Below are 14,785 nucleotides of genomic sequence, written 5' to 3'. Positions count from 1 at the left end.
GCGCGCGGCGGCGTGCGCTTCCCCGGGCCGGACGTGACACGGGGCCCGGGCGCGCGGCGCCCGGGCCCCGCGGCGGGACCGACCGGTCGGCTCAGGTCATGTTGGCGAGGAACTCGCTGTAGAAGAGGCCGAGCGCGATGGCCACGCCGATGCCGGCGATGATCCAGAACCGGACCACGATGTTGACCTCGCTCCAGCCGGCGAGTTCGAAGTGGTGCTGCAGCGGCGACATCCGGAACACCCGCTTGCCGGTGGTACGGAACGAGATGATCTGGATCACCACGGACATCGTGATGATCACGAAGAGGCCGCCGATGATCGGCAGCAGCAGGATCGTCCGGGTGGACATCGCCATGCCGGCGATCAGGCCGCCGAGGCCCAGGGCCCCGGTGTCGCCCATGAAGATCCGTGCCGGCGAGGTGTTCCACCACAGGAAGCCGACGCAGGCGCCGGCCGCCGCGCCGGCGATCAGCGCGATCTCCAGCGGGTCCCGGACGGTGTAGCAGTAGTCCTGGGTGTAGTCGGGGTCGGCGCACCAGTGCCGGTACTGCCAGAACGCGATCAGCGCGTACGCCGCGAGGACCATCACCGAGGCGCCGGTGGCGAGGCCGTCCAGGCCGTCCGTGAGGTTGACGCCGTTGGTCGCGGCCATCACCACGAAGATGAAGATGACCACCGCGCCGATCTTGGTGACGTCCAGCGCCGGGATGTCCCGGATGAAGCTCAGCGTCGTGCTGCCCACGGTCTCGGTGTTGGTCACCGCGCCCGAGGCGTCGGTCATGGTGCTCGGGAAGTAGAGCGCCACCACCCCGAAGACCGCCCCGACCAGGATCTGGCCGAGCAGCTTGCCGCGCTTGTTGAGCCCGCCGCTGTGCCGCTTGCGCACCTTGAGGAAGTCGTCGATGAAGCCGACGGCGCCGGAGAAGACCATCAGCCCCAGCAGCACCAGGGCGGTGATCGTCGGCTCGACCTGGGCGATCTGCGCGTCCGGCAGGGTGGTCAGGGCCAGGTGGCCGGCCACGTACGCGATGACCGTGGCGAGGATGAACACCACGCCGCCCATCGTCGGCGTGCCCTTCTTGCCCTGGTGCATCGCCGGGCCCTCGGCCCGGATCGGCTGGCCGGCCTTGAGGCGCGTGAAGACCTTGATCGCGATCGGGGTGCAGAAGAGCGAGATCAGGAAGGCCACCCCGACGGCGACGATGACCGCCCTCATGAGGCGGTCTCCTCACCGGCGTCGGCGCGCAGCGCGTCGGCCACCTCCCACGTGCGGTACCGGGAGCCCTTCACCAGGACGACGTCGCCCGGTCGTAGTTCGCCCCGCAGCATCTCGACGGCCGCCGCCTGATCGGTGAGCAGCACCGACTCTCCTCCCCAGTCACCTACCGATGTCGCGCCTTCGTGGATCGGCGCGGCCGGCTCGCCCACCACGAGCAGCCGGTCGACGCCCAGCTCGGCCGCGAGCCGGCCGACCTCGGCGTGCCCGTCGCGTTCGAACGGGCCGAGCTCGGCCATGTAGCCGAGCACCGCGACGGTGCGCCGCTCCCGTCCGATGCCGGCCAGCGCGCGCAGCGCGACCGCCATCGAGGCGGGGTTGGCGTTGTACGAGTCGTCGATCACGGTCACCCCGTCGGCGCGTTCGAAGACGTCCATCCGACGGGTGGAGACCAACCCCAGCGCGCCCAGCGCGATCGCCGTCTCGGCCAGCGGCATGCCCAGCTCGCGGGCCACCGCCGCGGCGGCGAGGGTGTTGGAGACCTGGTGCCGGCCGGTCAGCCCGAGCCGCACCGGCGCGGTCCCCTCCGGGGTGACCAGGGTGTACGCGGCGCGGCCCCGGTCGTCCAGCGTCACGTCCTCGGCCCGCACGTCGGCGTGCGCCGCCTCGCCGTAGCGGATCACCCGGGCGACGGTCCGCGTGGCCATCGCGTCGACCAGCGGGTCGTCGGCGTTCAGCACGGCCAGGCCGTCGGCGGGCAGCGCCTCGACCAGCTCCCCCTTGGCCAGCGCGATCGTCTCCACCGAGCCGAACTCGCCGATGTGCGCCACCCCGACGTTGAGCACCACGGAGATCCGCGGCGGCACCACGTCGCACAGGTAGCGCACGTGCCCCACCCCGCGGGCGCCCTTCTCCATCACCAGGTAGCGGGTCTCCGGCCCGGCCTGCAACGCCGTGTACGGGTGCCCCAGCTCGTTGTTGAACGAGCCGGGCGGGGCGACCGTCGGGCCGAGCCGCGCGGCGAGCTGGGCGATCAGGTCCTTGGTGGTGGTCTTGCCGGAGGATCCGGTCAGCCCGATCACGGTGAGCCCGGGCAGCCGGTCGACCACCGCGCGGGCCAGCCGGCCCATCGCCGCCAGCGCGTCGTCGACCAGCACCATCGGCACGCCCGGCACCTCGCGGGTGCCGAGCACCGCGACCGCGCCGGCCCGCACCGCGGCGGCGGCGTAGTCGTGCCCGTCCACCTTCTCGCCGGGGAAGGCCACGAAGAGCGCGCCCTCGCGCACCTTGCGGGAGTCGAACTCGACCGGGCCGGTGACCGTGACGTCCGGGTCGGCGGCGGCGAGCCGCCCGTCGACCACCGAGGCGACCTCGGCCAGGCTGAGCGCGATCACCGCTGACCCGCCGGGTCGGCGAACCGGGCGCGCAGCGCGTCGGCCAGCTCGGTGCGGTCGTCGAACGGGTGCACCTCGCCGCCGATCTCCTGCCCACGTTCGTGGCCCTTGCCGAGCACCGCGACGACGTCGCCCGGCTCGGCCAGCCGGACCGCCGCGTCGATGGCCGCCCGACGGTCGGGCACCTCCTCGACCCGGGCGGCCGTGCCGGCCCGGCGGGCTCCGGCGAGCACCTCGGCCCGGATCGCCGCCGGGTCCTCCGTACGCGGGTTGTCGTCGGTCACCAGCACCACGTCCGCTCCCTCCGCCGCGGCGGCGCCCATCACCGGCCGCTTGCCCCGGTCGCGGTCGCCGCCGGCGCCGATGACGCAGATCAGCCGGCCGGCGCCGAACTCCCGCAGCGCGGCCAGCGCGGCGACGATCGCGTCCGCCTTGTGCGCGTAGTCGACCACGCCGCGCACCGGCCCCGGGGCGGCCACCAGCTCCAGCCGGCCGGGCACCCCGCCGCAGGCGGCCACGCCGGCGGCGGCGGTCTTCGGGTCCACCCCGGCGGCGACCAGGACGGCGACGGCCAGCAGGGCGTTGGCCACGTTGTGTCGCCCGGGCAGCGCCACCCCGGCCGGCAGGGTCAGCCCGTCCGGGCCGTGCACCGTGAAGCGCTGCGCGTACCCCTCGCCGCCGACCTCGTCGGCCCACCAGGTGGCGGTCGGGTCGCCGGCCGCCGAGTAGGTCACCGTCGCCGGCTTGTACAGCGGCTTCAGCGCCGGGTCGTCGTGGTTGAGCACCTCCACCGCGCAGCGCCCGTCGAAGAGCTGCGCCTTCGCGGCGAAGTAGTCCGCCGAGTCGGCGTGGAAGTCCAGGTGGTCGGAGCCGAAGTTGGTGTAGCCGCCGACGGTGAACCGGACGCCGCCGACCCGGCCCATCGCCAGGGCGTGGCTGGAGACCTCCATGACCACGGCGGTGACGCCGCGCTCGCGGGCGGCGGCCAGCATCGCGTGCAGGTCGGTCGCCTCGGGCGTGGTGCGCACGCTGTCGACCACCAGGTCGCCGAGGCGGGTCTCCACGGTGCCGATCAGGCCGGTGGTGTGGCCGGCGGCGCGCAGGCCCGACTCGACCAGGTAGGCGGTGGAGGTCTTGCCGGCCGTGCCGGTCACCCCGATCACCGTCAGTTCCTCGGTCGGGTCGCCGTAGACGGCCGAGGCGAGGGTGCCCAGCACCGCGCGCGGGTCGGCGACCACGAGCGCCGGCAGGCCCGCCTCGGCCACGGCCGGGGCGCCCGCCGGGTCGGTCAGCACGGCCACCGCGCCGGCCGCCGCGGCGCCGGCGGCGAACTCCGCGCCGTGCCGGCGCGCGCCCGGCAGGGCCGCGTACAGGTCGCCGGGGCGGACCTCCTGGCTGGCGTGGGTCACCCCGGTCACCACCAGCTCAGCGGCCCCCTCCGGGGGGTCTACGGCGAGCCGGGCGGCGAGGTCGCCGAGCCGGGTGCCGATCACGGTACGGGGACGAGGATTGCCGGGCACGGCGTCAGACCCTACCCGGTCGTCCGGTTCCGGCCGCACAGCCGCCCCGGTGGTTCGTCCGCACTCACCGATGATGTCCCGGCATGCCCGCTCAGCGCGGATAGACCGTGAACTTCGGGGCCTTCTCCCCACTCGGCGGCACGCCGTAGTGACGCAGCGTGAACTGCATCATCTCCCGGAACGCCGGCGCGGCGATGTCCCCGCCGCCGCCGGCGGGTGTGTGCGCGAAGACCGCGATCACGTAGCGGGGGTTCTCGGCCGGAGCCATGCCGATGAACGAGGCCACCTCGCCGGGCCGCTTGCGCCCGTCGACCAGCCGCCAGCCGGTGCCGGTCTTGCCGGCGACCCGCCACTCGGGGATCGCGGCGGCCCCGCCGGTGCCGTCCTCGACGGTGGTCACCGCCTCCAGGATGGTGCGCAGGGCGGCGGCGTTCTCCGGGCTGAGCACCGATCGGGTGACCGGGGGCTCGGTCGGGGTGCGCTTCCCGTCCGGCCCGATCACCTCCTTGACCAGGCGCGGCTGGATGTACGTGCCGTTGTTGGCGATCGTCGCGTAGACGGCGGCCATCTGCAGCGGCGTGGCGTCGACGCTGTGCCCGATCGGCACGGACCCGTCCGACGACCCGCTCCACTCGTCGGCCGGCAGCAGCCGGCCGCTGGCCTCGCCGGGCATGCCGACCCCGGTCGGCTCGCCGAGACCGAACCGCTTCTGGTAGTCGATCAGGCGTTCCCGGCCGAGCTTGTCGGCGATCTCGATGGTGCCCACGTTCGAGGAGTACGCCATCATGCCGGGCAGGCTCATCCGCCGGCCGCCGGCCGGGTGGGTGTCGGCGAACCAGGTGTCGCCCCTGCGGATCGCGTTGGCGATCGGCAGCGTCGTGTCCGGCGTGATGACCCGCTCCTGCAGGGCGGCGCCGAAGGTGATCGCCTTGTGCACCGACCCGGGCTCGACCACGAAGCTGGTGGCCGCGTCCTCCCGGTCGGTCGGGTCGCTCTCCTCGGGCTTCGCCGCGTTGTAGGTGGGGTAGCTGGCCTGGGCCAGCACCTCGCCGGTGCCGACCTCGATGACCACGGCCGCGCCGGTGCTGCCCTTGCTCTGCGCCATGTGCCGGGCCAGCATCCGCTGCACCATGAACTGGAGGTCGCGGTCGACGGTGAGCGTCAGGGAGCTGCCCGGTTTGGCCTTCGTCGTCACGCTGTAGCCGCCGGGGATCGGGGCGGCCAGCTCGCCGAGGCCGACCTCGTAGACCCGCTTGCCGTCCTCGCCGCGCAGCACGTCGTCGTAGCGGGCCTCCAGCCCCTCCAGCCCGACCATGTCCTGGCTGGTGAAGCCGAGCAGGTTGGCGGCCAGGTCGCCGCCGGGCACCTCGCGCCGCTCGTCGCGGTGGGTGCCGATGCCGGGCAGCTCCAGCGCGGTGATCTGCCGGGCCCGGTCGATGTCCACCCCCCGGGCCAGGTACTCGAACTCGGAGTCGTCGCCGTTGAGCCGCTTGCGCGGCTGCATCCGCTCGGCCAGCTCGGAGGCCGGGATGCCGAGCAGCGGGGAGAGCGCCTTCGCGGTGCCCTGGATGTCCTTGACCCGGGTCGGGTCGGCGTAGACGTACCGCGCCTCGACGCTGTGCGCCAGCGGGGCGCCGTCCCGGTCGTAGATCGCCCCCCGCGCCGCCGGCAGGGTGACGGTGCGCAGCCGGTCGGCCACGCCGCCGCCCGCGTACGCCGGGGTGTCCACGGCCTGGAGGACGACCAGCCGGATGCCGATGACGGCGAACAGCGCCAGGGTCAGCACGGTGCCCAGCCGCAGCCGGCGGCCGGGCTCGGCCAGCCGCGGCGGTTTCGGCGGCTTGCGTGACGGTCGCCGGGCGGCCGGGCGGTCGGGCCGGCGCGGCGCGCGGCGGGGTGCCGGCGGCTCGTCGTCGTGGCGCGGGCCGCGCGGGGTGACGGTGCGGACGACGCCGGAGCGGCCCGCCGCCTCCCGGCGGCCGGTCCGGCCGGCGCCCGCGCGCCCGCCGTCGAGCACCTGGAGGGCGGGGCGGAACGGGTCGCCGGAGCGGGTGCTGCGCGGGGTCCGGCGCTGCTCGGCGCGGCCGGCGTCGTCGTCGCGCTCGCCCCGGGCGCCGGCGCGCTGCTCGCGGACGGTGCGGCCCCGCGGGGTGTACGCCCGGGCGTCGGAGATGCCACCGGCCCCCGGCTCGCCGGAACGCCGCTCGGCGCCCCGGCCACCCACGTCGCGGGACGAACCGCGCCGGGAGCCTGTGGCGTCCCGGCGCGGTTCCTCCGATCTCGGTGGCACGGTCGTCAGCCTCCCGCGCCCTGCTGGCTGGTGATCGACGGCTGGCCGTCGGCCGGCTGCGGCACACCGATGACCTTGCCGTCGGGCAGCCGGATGTAGGCCGGCTCGCCCGCCTCCACCAGGCCGAGGCGGCGGGCCTCGGCCTCCAGGTTGCCCGGGGCCTCCGCGTCGGCGATCTGCTTGTTGAGCTGCTGCTGCTCCAGGTCGAGCTTGGCCTGCTGCTCCTGGAGCTTCTCCAGTCGGAACGCGTTCTCGTTGATCTTCGTGTTGACCAGCAGGATGCCCAGCACCCCGCCGACCACCATCACCACCACCAGCGCCGCGAACGGCGCCCGCGGCACCTTCACCGGCGGCGGCGGCGCCACCCGCAGCCGGGGCGGACGCGCCGCGGTGGCGCCGCCCCGCTCGGCCGGCCGCAGCGCGGCACTGCCCTGCGTCGGGAACTCGCGCGCCCCCCGGGCGCGAGTCTCCCCCAGCCGGCTCGTCCGGTCCGCCCGCGGCGCGCCGGTCCCGGTGCGCGTGGCCCGCTCCGCCGCGATCCGGCCCCCCGACCGCGGTGCGCGCTGCCCGCCGCCGGTCACGTCCCGGCGGTCGCGCTTGTCATTCGTCATGTCCCTCCCCCTCTTCGTCCGTCCCTGTCCCGTCCCCCGGGGTCTGTCGGACCCGTCTCGGATCCGGTGGACCCCGCCCCCGGTTGGTGCATCGCCTTGACCCGCCGGCGGTACCGTTCGCGGTCGGTACGCCCCTGCTGCGCCGCGTCCGGATCGAGCCGCTCCGCGGCCCGCAGGCGCACCGAGGCGGCCCGCGGGTTCGCGGCGACCTCCCGCTCCCCGGGCAGTTCGGCGCCCCGGCTCAGCAGCCGGAACGTCGGACCCGACCCGGGCAGTTCGACCGGGAGGTCGACCGGGCCCTTGCTGCGGACCCGGTCGGCGAGCGCCGCCTTGGTCAGCCGGTCCTCCAGCGAGTGGTAGGACAGGACCACCATGCGGCCACCCACGTTGAGCTTGTCGAGCGCGGCCGGCAGCGCCGTCTCCAGCGCTGCCAGTTCCCTGTTTACCTCGATCCGTAAAGCCTGAAACGTTCTCTTTGCCGGGTGTCCCCCGGTTCGTCTGGCTGGTGCCGGAATCGACTCCCGGACCAGCTCCGCCAGCCGCGCCGACGAGGTGATCCGGGCCCGCTCGCGCTCCCGGATGATCGCCGAGGCGATCCGGCCGGCGAACTTCTCCTCGCCGTAGACCCGCAGCACCCGGGCCAGGTCCGGGTGGGAGTAGGTGTTGACCACCTCCTCGGCGGTCACCCCCCGGGTCTGGTCCATCCGCATGTCCAGCGGGGCGTCCTGCGCGTACGCGAACCCGCGGTCGGGCGCGTCGAGTTGCAGCGACGAGACCCCCAGGTCGAACAGGATCCCGTCGATCCCCGGGTAGCCGAGCCGGTCGAGCACCTCGGGCAGCTCGTCGTAGACGGCGTGCTCCAGGTGGACGCGGTCGGCGAAGCGGGCCAGGCGGACGCGCGCGTGGGCGAGCGCCTCGGTGTCCCGGTCCAGCCCGATGAGCACCGTCTCCGGATGCGCCTCCAGCACCGCCTCGGCGTGCCCGGCCAGGCCCAGCGTCGCGTCGACATGGACCGTCCGCCCGCCCCGGCCCAGCGCGGGGGCCAGCAACTCGAGACACCGCTCGAGCAGCACCGGCACGTGCGTGCCGCGTAGCTCCCCCATGTCGACCCCCACTGGTTGAAACCTCGTCCCTCATGTGCCTGTCGTCGGACGACGCCGTGCCGTCATACCGCCAGATCCCCATCCGCTCCCGCCCGCCGGAGGCCGCGGCCCTCCCATCGGATCGTGCGCCTGGCACCGGGGAAGGGGCGCCAGGAACTCGAAAGCGGGTGGAGATCTCGCAGTACGTCGGGCGTCGTCACGCCCTACAGACCGCCGGGCAGCACCCCCTCCTCGATGTCGGCGAAGTCGTCTTCGCTCTCCGCGAGGTAGTTCTCCCAGGCGGCCTTGTCCCAGATCTCCACCCGGGTGCTCGCGCCGATCACGACCAGGTCCCGGTCGAGGGCGGCGTACGACCTCAGGTGGGCCGGGATCGTCACCCGGCCCTGCTTGTCGGGCACCTCGTCGTGCGCGCTGGCGAAGAAGACCCGGCTGTAGGCCCGGGCCGCCTTGTGCGTCATCGGCTGCGCGCGCAACTGCTCCGCGATCCGCTGGAACTCGGACATCGGGAACACGTACAGGCAACGCTCCTGCCCTTTGGTGATCACGACACCCCCCGCCAGCTCGTCCCGGAACTTCGCCGGAAGGATCAACCGGCCTTTGTCGTCCAGGCGCGGGGTGTGGGTGCCGAGGAACACGGCCCAACCCCCTCGCCCTTGAGCGGCGTTCGCGGCGCCGCTGACCCCCCGGGCCGGTGGGCCCTCCCGGCCTCACCATCGCGCCCCACTCTACTCCACTTCCCTCCACCCGCAACCAGAATCACCCGCGTGGCGCGCCCTTTTGCCGGGCGAAACCGCACGTCAGAGGGGGTGGAGCGGAGTGGGGGCCGCGGGGGTCGCCGGAGCCGGTCCGCTTTCCGACATAGATCGACTCCGTCCGGCTGAGCGTGATCCGGCCACCCCGCCGGGCCGCCCCGGCCGAACGGTTCGCCGTCCGCGGCGATCTGGTGGGCCCGCCGGTCCGGTAACCTCGCTCGGGTGACGGACGCGAAGATGCCCCTGCGGGCGAAGGTGGCCAGCTCGGTGTCGCGGACCGCCGCGGCGCTGTCGCGGGCCGCGGGCCGCGGCGACGGCTCGGTGATCGGCGGCTGGATCGGCCTGAAGATCGATCCCGACCTGCTGGCCCACCTGTCGGCCGGGCGCGCCATCGCCCTGGTCTCCGGCACCAACGGCAAGACGACCACCACCCGGCTCACCGCCGCGGCGGTCGGGGTGCTCGGCCGGGTCGCCACCAACTCCTTCGGCGCCAACATGCCGACCGGGCACACCTCCGCGCTGGCCAAGGCCGGGAGCACCCCCTACGCGGTGCTGGAGGTCGACGAGCACTACCTCGCCCAGGTGCTGGAGGCCACCGATCCGCACGTGGTGGCACTGCTCAACCTCTCCCGCGACCAGCTCGACCGGGCCAAGGAGGTCGCCATGATGGCGCAGCTCTGGCGCGCCGCGCTGGTCCGGCACACCGACGTCCGCATCGTCGCCAACGCCGACGACCCGATGGTGGTGTGGGCCGCGACGCCGCCGCCCAACCACGACCACCGCATCGCCCCGCCGCAGGTCACCTGGTTCAGCGCCGGGCAGCGCTGGCACGACGACTCGTGGGTCTGCCCCGAGTGCGGCTCGACCATCCAGCGCTCCGGCGACCAGTGGTGGTGCAGCGGCTGCCCGCTGCGCCGCCCCCAGCCGCAGTGGACGGTGGAGGACGACGGCGTGGTCGACCCGACCGGCGCCTGGCACAAGGTCAAGCTCCAGCTCCCCGGCAAGGTCAACCTCGGCAACGCCGCGACCGCGCTGGCCGTCGCCGCCGAGTTCGGCGTCCGGCCGGTGGACGCGGTGCTCCAGCTCGGCACCGTCACCTCCGTCGCCGGCCGCTACGCCCAGGTCGACCGGGACGGGCGCAACATCCGGCTGCTGCTGGCGAAGAACCCGGCCAGTTGGCTGGAGGCGTTCGACATGGCCGACGAGGCGCCGACCCTGCTCTCCATCAACGCCCGCGACCCCGACGGGCTCGACACCTCCTGGCTGTTCGACGTCGACTTCGCCCCGCTGCGCGGCCGGCAGGTGCTGATCACCGGCGACCGCGCGTACGACCTGGCGGTGCGGCTGGAGGTCAACGACGTGCCGTTCCAGCACGTGCGGACGTTCTCCGACGCCGTCCGGGCGGTGCCTCCGGGCCGCCTGGAGGTCATCGCGAACTACACCGCGTTCCAGGACATCCGAGCGGAGTTGGACCGTGTCAACTGAGAGCCTGCGTATCGTCTGGATCTACCCCGACCTGCTCTCCACCTACGGCGACCGGGGCAACGCCCTGATCCTCGCCCGCCGGGCGCGGCTGCGCGGGTTCCCGGTCGAGGTGCTTGAGGTCCGCTCCGACCAGCGCCTCCCCGCCACCGCCGACATCTACCTCATCGGCGGCGGCGAGGACGGCCCGCAGGCGCTCGGCGCGCAGCGGCTGCTCGCCGACGGCGGTCTGCACCGGGCCGTCGCCCAGGGCTCGGTCGTGTTCGGTGTCTGCGCCGGCTACCAACTCCTCGGCACCTCCTTCTTCGCCAAGGGCACCCGGTGCGCCGGGCTGGAACTGCTCGACCTCTCCTCCGACCGCGGGCCGACCCGTGCCGTCGGGGAGCTGGCCGGCGACGTCGACCCGCGGCTCGGCGTGCCGGCGCTGACCGGGTTCGAGAACCACGGCGGCCGCACCCACCTCGGCCCCGGCGTCTCCCCGCTGGCCCGGGTGACCGCCGGCGTCGGCAACGACGGCGCCACCGAGGGGGCGTGGCGGGGCAAGCTGCTCGGCACGTATTCGCACGGCCCGGCCCTGGCCCGCAACCCGGCCCTGGCCGACCTGCTGCTGCGCTGGGCCACCGGCGTGCACCAGCTCCCGCCGCTGGACGACACCTGGCCGGACCGGCTCCGCGCCGAGCGCCGCGCCGCGGTGGCCGCCGCCGCCCGGGCATGAGCCCCGCCGCCCGGCGGCTGTCGTGGAAGCGGTGGTCGGGGGATCCCGGCACGGGCGAGGCGGAGGTCGGGCGGCGCGGTGTCCCGGCCGCCGTCACGCCGTCGGCTCTCCGGTTCGGGCTGCTGCTGCTCATGCTCGCCACGTTCGGGGCGGCGCTGCTCGTCGTCGACCTGCCCGAGGCCGGGGAACTGCCCCGGCTGGCCGACCGGCTGGGCGACCTCGCCCCCGTGGCGGCGGTCGCCGGCGGGGCGCTGCTGCTCGTCGCGCTCGTCCCCCGGACCTTCGTCACGCTCGCCTCGGGAGCGATCTTCGGTGCGCTGGAGGGCGCCGCGTACGCGCTCGGCGCCGCGCTGCTGGCGGCGGCGCTGGGCTTCACGGTCGGCCGCGTCCTCGGGCGGGAGTTCGTCGCCGAACGGGTGCGGGGCCGGCTGGCCCGGCTGGACGGCTGGTTCGCCAGACAGAGCGTCCTCGGCGTGGTCACCGTGCGGCTGCTGCCGATCGCGGGCTTCGGCCTGGTCAGCTACGGCTACGGCACCACCGGCGCCCGGGTGCTGCCGTTCCTGGCGGGCAGCGTGCTCGCCTCCGCGCCCACCGCCTTCGGGTACGCGGCGGTGGGCGCGGCGGCCACCTCCCCGGGCGACGTGAACTGGTTCGCCGCCGCCCCGGCCGCGCTCGGCCTGGTCGCCAGCGTGGTGCTGGTCCGACGCTGGTGGCGCGCCGAGCGGGCGCGTCGCCTCGACCCGGCCCCGGGGCGGTGAGCGGGCAACCCGGGCCGGGCGGGGACGCCGCGCCGGCACACGGCACGCGGCGACCGGCCGGTTCCGCCCCCGCCGCCGACTTCGCCCTCAGCGAGGAGCGGCTGCCCGGCGGCTTCGTCACCGAGGTCGTCCGGGTCGGCGACACCGTCCGGCGCGCCCTCGCGGAGAACGCCGCCTTCGTCGTCGCGCTGCTGGCCCACCTGGAGCGGACGGACGCGGGCCTGGCTCCCCGGTATCTCGGCGTCGACGAGCAGGGCCGGCAGGTGCTCAGCCACGTCGACGGCCGGGTGCCCTGGCGTGACCGGGAGGATCCGGCATACTTCGCCGACCCGGCGCTGACCAGGCTGGCGGAGCTGATCCGGCGACTGCACGACGCGTGCGCCGGCAGCACGCTGGCCGGGGACGCCGAGACGGTCTGCCACCGCGACCTGTCCCCGAAGAACACGGTGTACCGCGACGGCCCGGCCGGTCTGCTGCCGGTGGCGTTCCTCGACTGGGACCTGGCCGGGCCGGGGCGGCGGATCGAGGACGTCGCCTTCGCCGCCTGGCACTGGGCGGAGCTGGGGCCGGGCGCCGACCCGGCGGAGCTGGGCCGGCGTGCCCGGCTGCTCTGCGACGCCTACGAGGCGGCCGGCGCCGGGCCGCTCGCGCTGCCCCGCGCCGAGCTGGTCGACGTCATGCTCGGCCAGCTCGACGGCACCTGGCGGGGCATCGAGGCCGGCGCGGACCGGGGTGAGGAGAGCATGCGCCGGCTGCGCGACGCCGCAGTGCCGCCGATGATCCGCGGCTGGCACGCCTGGCTCACCGACCACCGGGCCACGGTGGCGGCGGTCGTGCTGCGCTGACCGTGCCGGACCTCGGTGACGGTCGTGCCGCGCTGACCGTCCCGGACCTCGGTGACGGTCGTGCCGCTCCTGAACGCCCCCGGGGCCACGGCCGGCCACGGCCCCGTCCCGCCCGGCCGGCGCGTCACGCCGTCGGGGACACCAGGCCGGCCTCGTAGGCGGCGATCACGAGATGCACCCGGTCCCGGGCGCCGAGCTTGGTGAACAGGCGGGCCACGTGTGCCTTGGCGGTGGACACGCTGATCACGAGCTGGGCGGCGATCTCGCCGTTGGACAGGCCCCGGCCGACCAGAGTGAGCACCTCGCGCTCCCGTTCGGTGATGCCGTCGAGGGACCGCGACGGGACGGCCGGCGCGGGACGGCGGGCGAACTCGGCGATGAGCCGGCGGGTGACCCCGGGGGCGATCAGCGCGTCCCCGGCGGCCACCACCCGGACGGCGGCGAGGATGTCGTCGAGCGCCATGTCCTTGACGAGGAAGCCGCTCGCGCCGGCGCGCAGGGCGGCGTGCACGTGCGCGTCGTCGTCGAAGGTCGTGAGCACGAGGACGCGGGTCGGCCCGCCGTGCGCGGTGATCGCGCGGGTGGCCTGGATGCCGTCCGTGCCGGGCATCCGCAGGTCCATCAGGACCACGTCGGGCGCGAGGTCTCTGGCCAGCCGGACGGCCTCGGCGCCGGTGCCGGCCTCGCCGACGACGTCGATGTCGGGGGCGTCGGTGATGAGCACCCGCAGGCCGGCGCGGACCAGCGGCTGGTCGTCGGCGAGCACCACCCGGACGGTCACCGGCCCGCCTCCGGCGCCGACAGCCGGGCCGCCACCGGCACCGCTGACCGATCCGCCTCCGACACCCGCGACGGGCCCGCATCCGGCACCGGCAGCCGGGCCGCCACCCGGAAGCCGCCCTCGGGGCGCGGTCCGGCGCGGAACCGGCCGCCCAGCAGGGCGACCCGTTCCCGCATGCCGACGATCCCGTGGCCCTCGCCCGGGACCCGACCGCCCCGGCCGTCGTCGACGATCTCCACCGTCACCTCACCGGGACCGTGCGTGACGGTGACCCGGCACCGGTCGGTGCCCGCGTGGCGGACCACGTTGGTGAGCGCCTCCTGGACGATCCGGAACGCCGCGAGGTCGAGGTCGGCCGGCACCGGTCGCCGTTCCCCGCCGCGTCGCAGCTCCACCCGTACGCCGGCGTCGGCGGCGGCCGTGACCAGCCGGTCGAGGTCGTCCAGCCCGGGCGTCGGGTCCAGCGGCGCCGTCTCCGACTGCGGCCGGCGCAGGGCGCCGAGCGTACGCCGCAGGCCGGCCAGGGTCTCCCGGCTGGTCTGCTCGATGGTGGCGAGCGCGGCGCGCGCCTGCGCCGGTTGTGTCTCGATGACCCGGGCGCCGACGCCGGCCTGGATGGCGATGACCCCGATGCTGTGGGCGACCATGTCGTGCAGTTCGCGGGCGATGCGCAGCCGCTCGGCGGTGACCGCCTCGGCGGCGGCGTGCGACCGTAACGCCTCGGCGTGCCGGCGGCGCGCCCGTACCGAGTCGCCGACCGTCCACGCGGTGACGACCGCTGCCACGGTGAGGACGGCCCGGCTCAGCGGTCCCGGGGAGAGGCTCACGAAGCTGGCGGTGACCTGCGCCGCGAGCACCACGGCGGCGGCCGGCACCGAGACGCGCCGGGGCCGGCGCGCCGCGACCAGCCCCAGCACCGCGTCGACGGCGAGGAACTGCACGTGCCAGATGTCGCGGAGATAGCCGGGCTCCGGGACGCTGACGACCACGGTGACCAGGCACGCCCCGGCGAGCATCAGCCCCAGGGCGAGCGGCGGGCGGCGCCGCAGCAGCCCGGCTGGCGCGGCCACGACCAGTAGCGGCACCAGGTAGCGCTCGGGGAGCCACCAGTCGCCGAACCCGATGCCGGCCCGGCTCGACGCCATACGCGGGGCGAGCAGCACGACGACCGGCAGCGCGGCGACGCCGGCCCAGGTCAGCGCCGTGCGCACCAGCGCCGGGGCGCGGCGCGGCAGCGGCAGGGTGACGTCCATCCGCACACGGTAGCCAGCCGGCCGCCGCCCGGACATCGGCCCACGGGCGTACGCCCCGGGGCGGG

12 protein-coding genes and 1 pseudogene are annotated in these 14,785 nt (G+C 75.3%); 4 read left to right on the top strand and 9 right to left on the bottom strand.

What is annotated here, in order from left to right:
- Positions 1-91: 91 nt before the first annotated feature.
- The 7 genes and pseudogenes from mraY to mraZ form a co-directional block, all read right to left on the bottom strand.
- Positions 92-1,216, bottom strand: a complete 1,125-nt coding sequence (gene mraY / locus ACFY23_RS08155; protein WP_350819045.1) for a phospho-N-acetylmuramoyl-pentapeptide-transferase — start codon at positions 1,214-1,216, stop codon at positions 92-94.
- The gene (gene murF / locus ACFY23_RS08150) at positions 1,213-2,610 is read right to left on the bottom strand and encodes a UDP-N-acetylmuramoyl-tripeptide--D-alanyl-D-alanine ligase (RefSeq protein ID WP_350685956.1); all 1,398 of its coding nucleotides are present in this window, start codon (positions 2,608-2,610) and stop codon (positions 1,213-1,215) included. The genes mraY and murF overlap by 4 nt, the downstream gene beginning before the upstream one ends.
- Positions 2,607-4,169 carry a UDP-N-acetylmuramoyl-L-alanyl-D-glutamate--2,6-diaminopimelate ligase gene (locus tag ACFY23_RS08145; protein WP_350685954.1) on the bottom strand — a complete coding sequence of 521 codons (1,563 nt, stop codon included), beginning with the start codon at positions 4,167-4,169 and terminating at the stop codon, positions 2,607-2,609. The genes murF and ACFY23_RS08145 overlap by 4 nt, the downstream gene beginning before the upstream one ends.
- Positions 4,170-4,221: 52 nt before the next feature.
- Positions 4,222-6,420, bottom strand: coding sequence for a penicillin-binding protein 2 (locus ACFY23_RS08140; RefSeq protein WP_350819047.1), 2,199 nt, complete (start codon positions 6,418-6,420; stop codon positions 4,222-4,224).
- 5 nt (positions 6,421-6,425) lie between these two features.
- Complete coding sequence (locus tag ACFY23_RS08135) at positions 6,426-7,031, bottom strand: hypothetical protein (RefSeq protein ID WP_350684758.1); 606 nt, start codon at positions 7,029-7,031, stop codon at positions 6,426-6,428.
- A pseudogene (gene rsmH, locus ACFY23_RS08130) lies at positions 7,021-8,134 on the bottom strand (16S rRNA (cytosine(1402)-N(4))-methyltransferase RsmH). The gene ACFY23_RS08135 and the pseudogene rsmH overlap by 11 nt, the downstream one beginning before the upstream one ends.
- 203 nt (positions 8,135-8,337) lie before the next feature.
- Complete coding sequence (mraZ, locus tag ACFY23_RS08125) at positions 8,338-8,769, bottom strand: division/cell wall cluster transcriptional repressor MraZ (protein ID WP_350684759.1); 432 nt, start codon at positions 8,767-8,769, stop codon at positions 8,338-8,340.
- Between the two features lie 354 nt (positions 8,770-9,123).
- On the opposite strand from mraZ, the gene ACFY23_RS08120 reads away from it, so the two are divergent.
- The 4 genes from ACFY23_RS08120 to ACFY23_RS08105 are packed head-to-tail and all read left to right on the top strand — an operon-like array spanning position 9,124 to position 12,686.
- Complete coding sequence (locus ACFY23_RS08120) at positions 9,124-10,371, top strand: MurT ligase domain-containing protein (protein WP_350684771.1); 1,248 nt, start codon at positions 9,124-9,126, stop codon at positions 10,369-10,371.
- Positions 10,361-11,083 (top strand): glutamine amidotransferase, encoded by a 723-nt coding sequence (locus ACFY23_RS08115; protein WP_350684760.1) that lies wholly within the window; start codon positions 10,361-10,363, stop codon positions 11,081-11,083. Before ACFY23_RS08120 ends, ACFY23_RS08115 begins: the two co-directional genes overlap by 11 nt.
- Entirely contained in the window at positions 11,080-11,841 is a 762-nt protein-coding gene (locus ACFY23_RS08110; protein WP_350684761.1) for a VTT domain-containing protein, read from the top strand. The genes ACFY23_RS08115 and ACFY23_RS08110 overlap by 4 nt, the downstream gene beginning before the upstream one ends.
- A complete protein-coding gene (locus ACFY23_RS08105) occupies positions 11,838-12,686 on the top strand; it encodes a phosphotransferase (protein ID WP_350684762.1) in 849 nt (282 codons plus the stop codon). Before ACFY23_RS08110 ends, ACFY23_RS08105 begins: the two co-directional genes overlap by 4 nt.
- 124 nt (positions 12,687-12,810) lie before the next feature.
- On the opposite strand, the gene ACFY23_RS08100 is transcribed toward ACFY23_RS08105, so the two are convergent.
- The gene (locus ACFY23_RS08100; RefSeq protein ID WP_350684763.1) at positions 12,811-13,467 is read right to left on the bottom strand and encodes a response regulator transcription factor; all 657 of its coding nucleotides are present in this window, start codon (positions 13,465-13,467) and stop codon (positions 12,811-12,813) included.
- Positions 13,464-14,720 carry a sensor histidine kinase gene (locus tag ACFY23_RS08095; RefSeq protein WP_350684764.1) on the bottom strand — a complete coding sequence of 419 codons (1,257 nt, stop codon included), beginning with the start codon at positions 14,718-14,720 and terminating at the stop codon, positions 13,464-13,466. The genes ACFY23_RS08100 and ACFY23_RS08095 overlap by 4 nt, the downstream gene beginning before the upstream one ends.
- Between the last annotated feature and the right edge of the window lie 65 nt (positions 14,721-14,785).

The organism is Micromonospora sp. NPDC000121 (assembly GCF_042899165.1).
Classification (GTDB): domain Bacteria; phylum Actinomycetota; class Actinomycetes; order Mycobacteriales; family Micromonosporaceae; genus Micromonospora.
The sequence above is the reverse complement of the archived record's forward strand: the minus strand, read 5'-3'. Positions and strand labels throughout refer to the sequence as shown.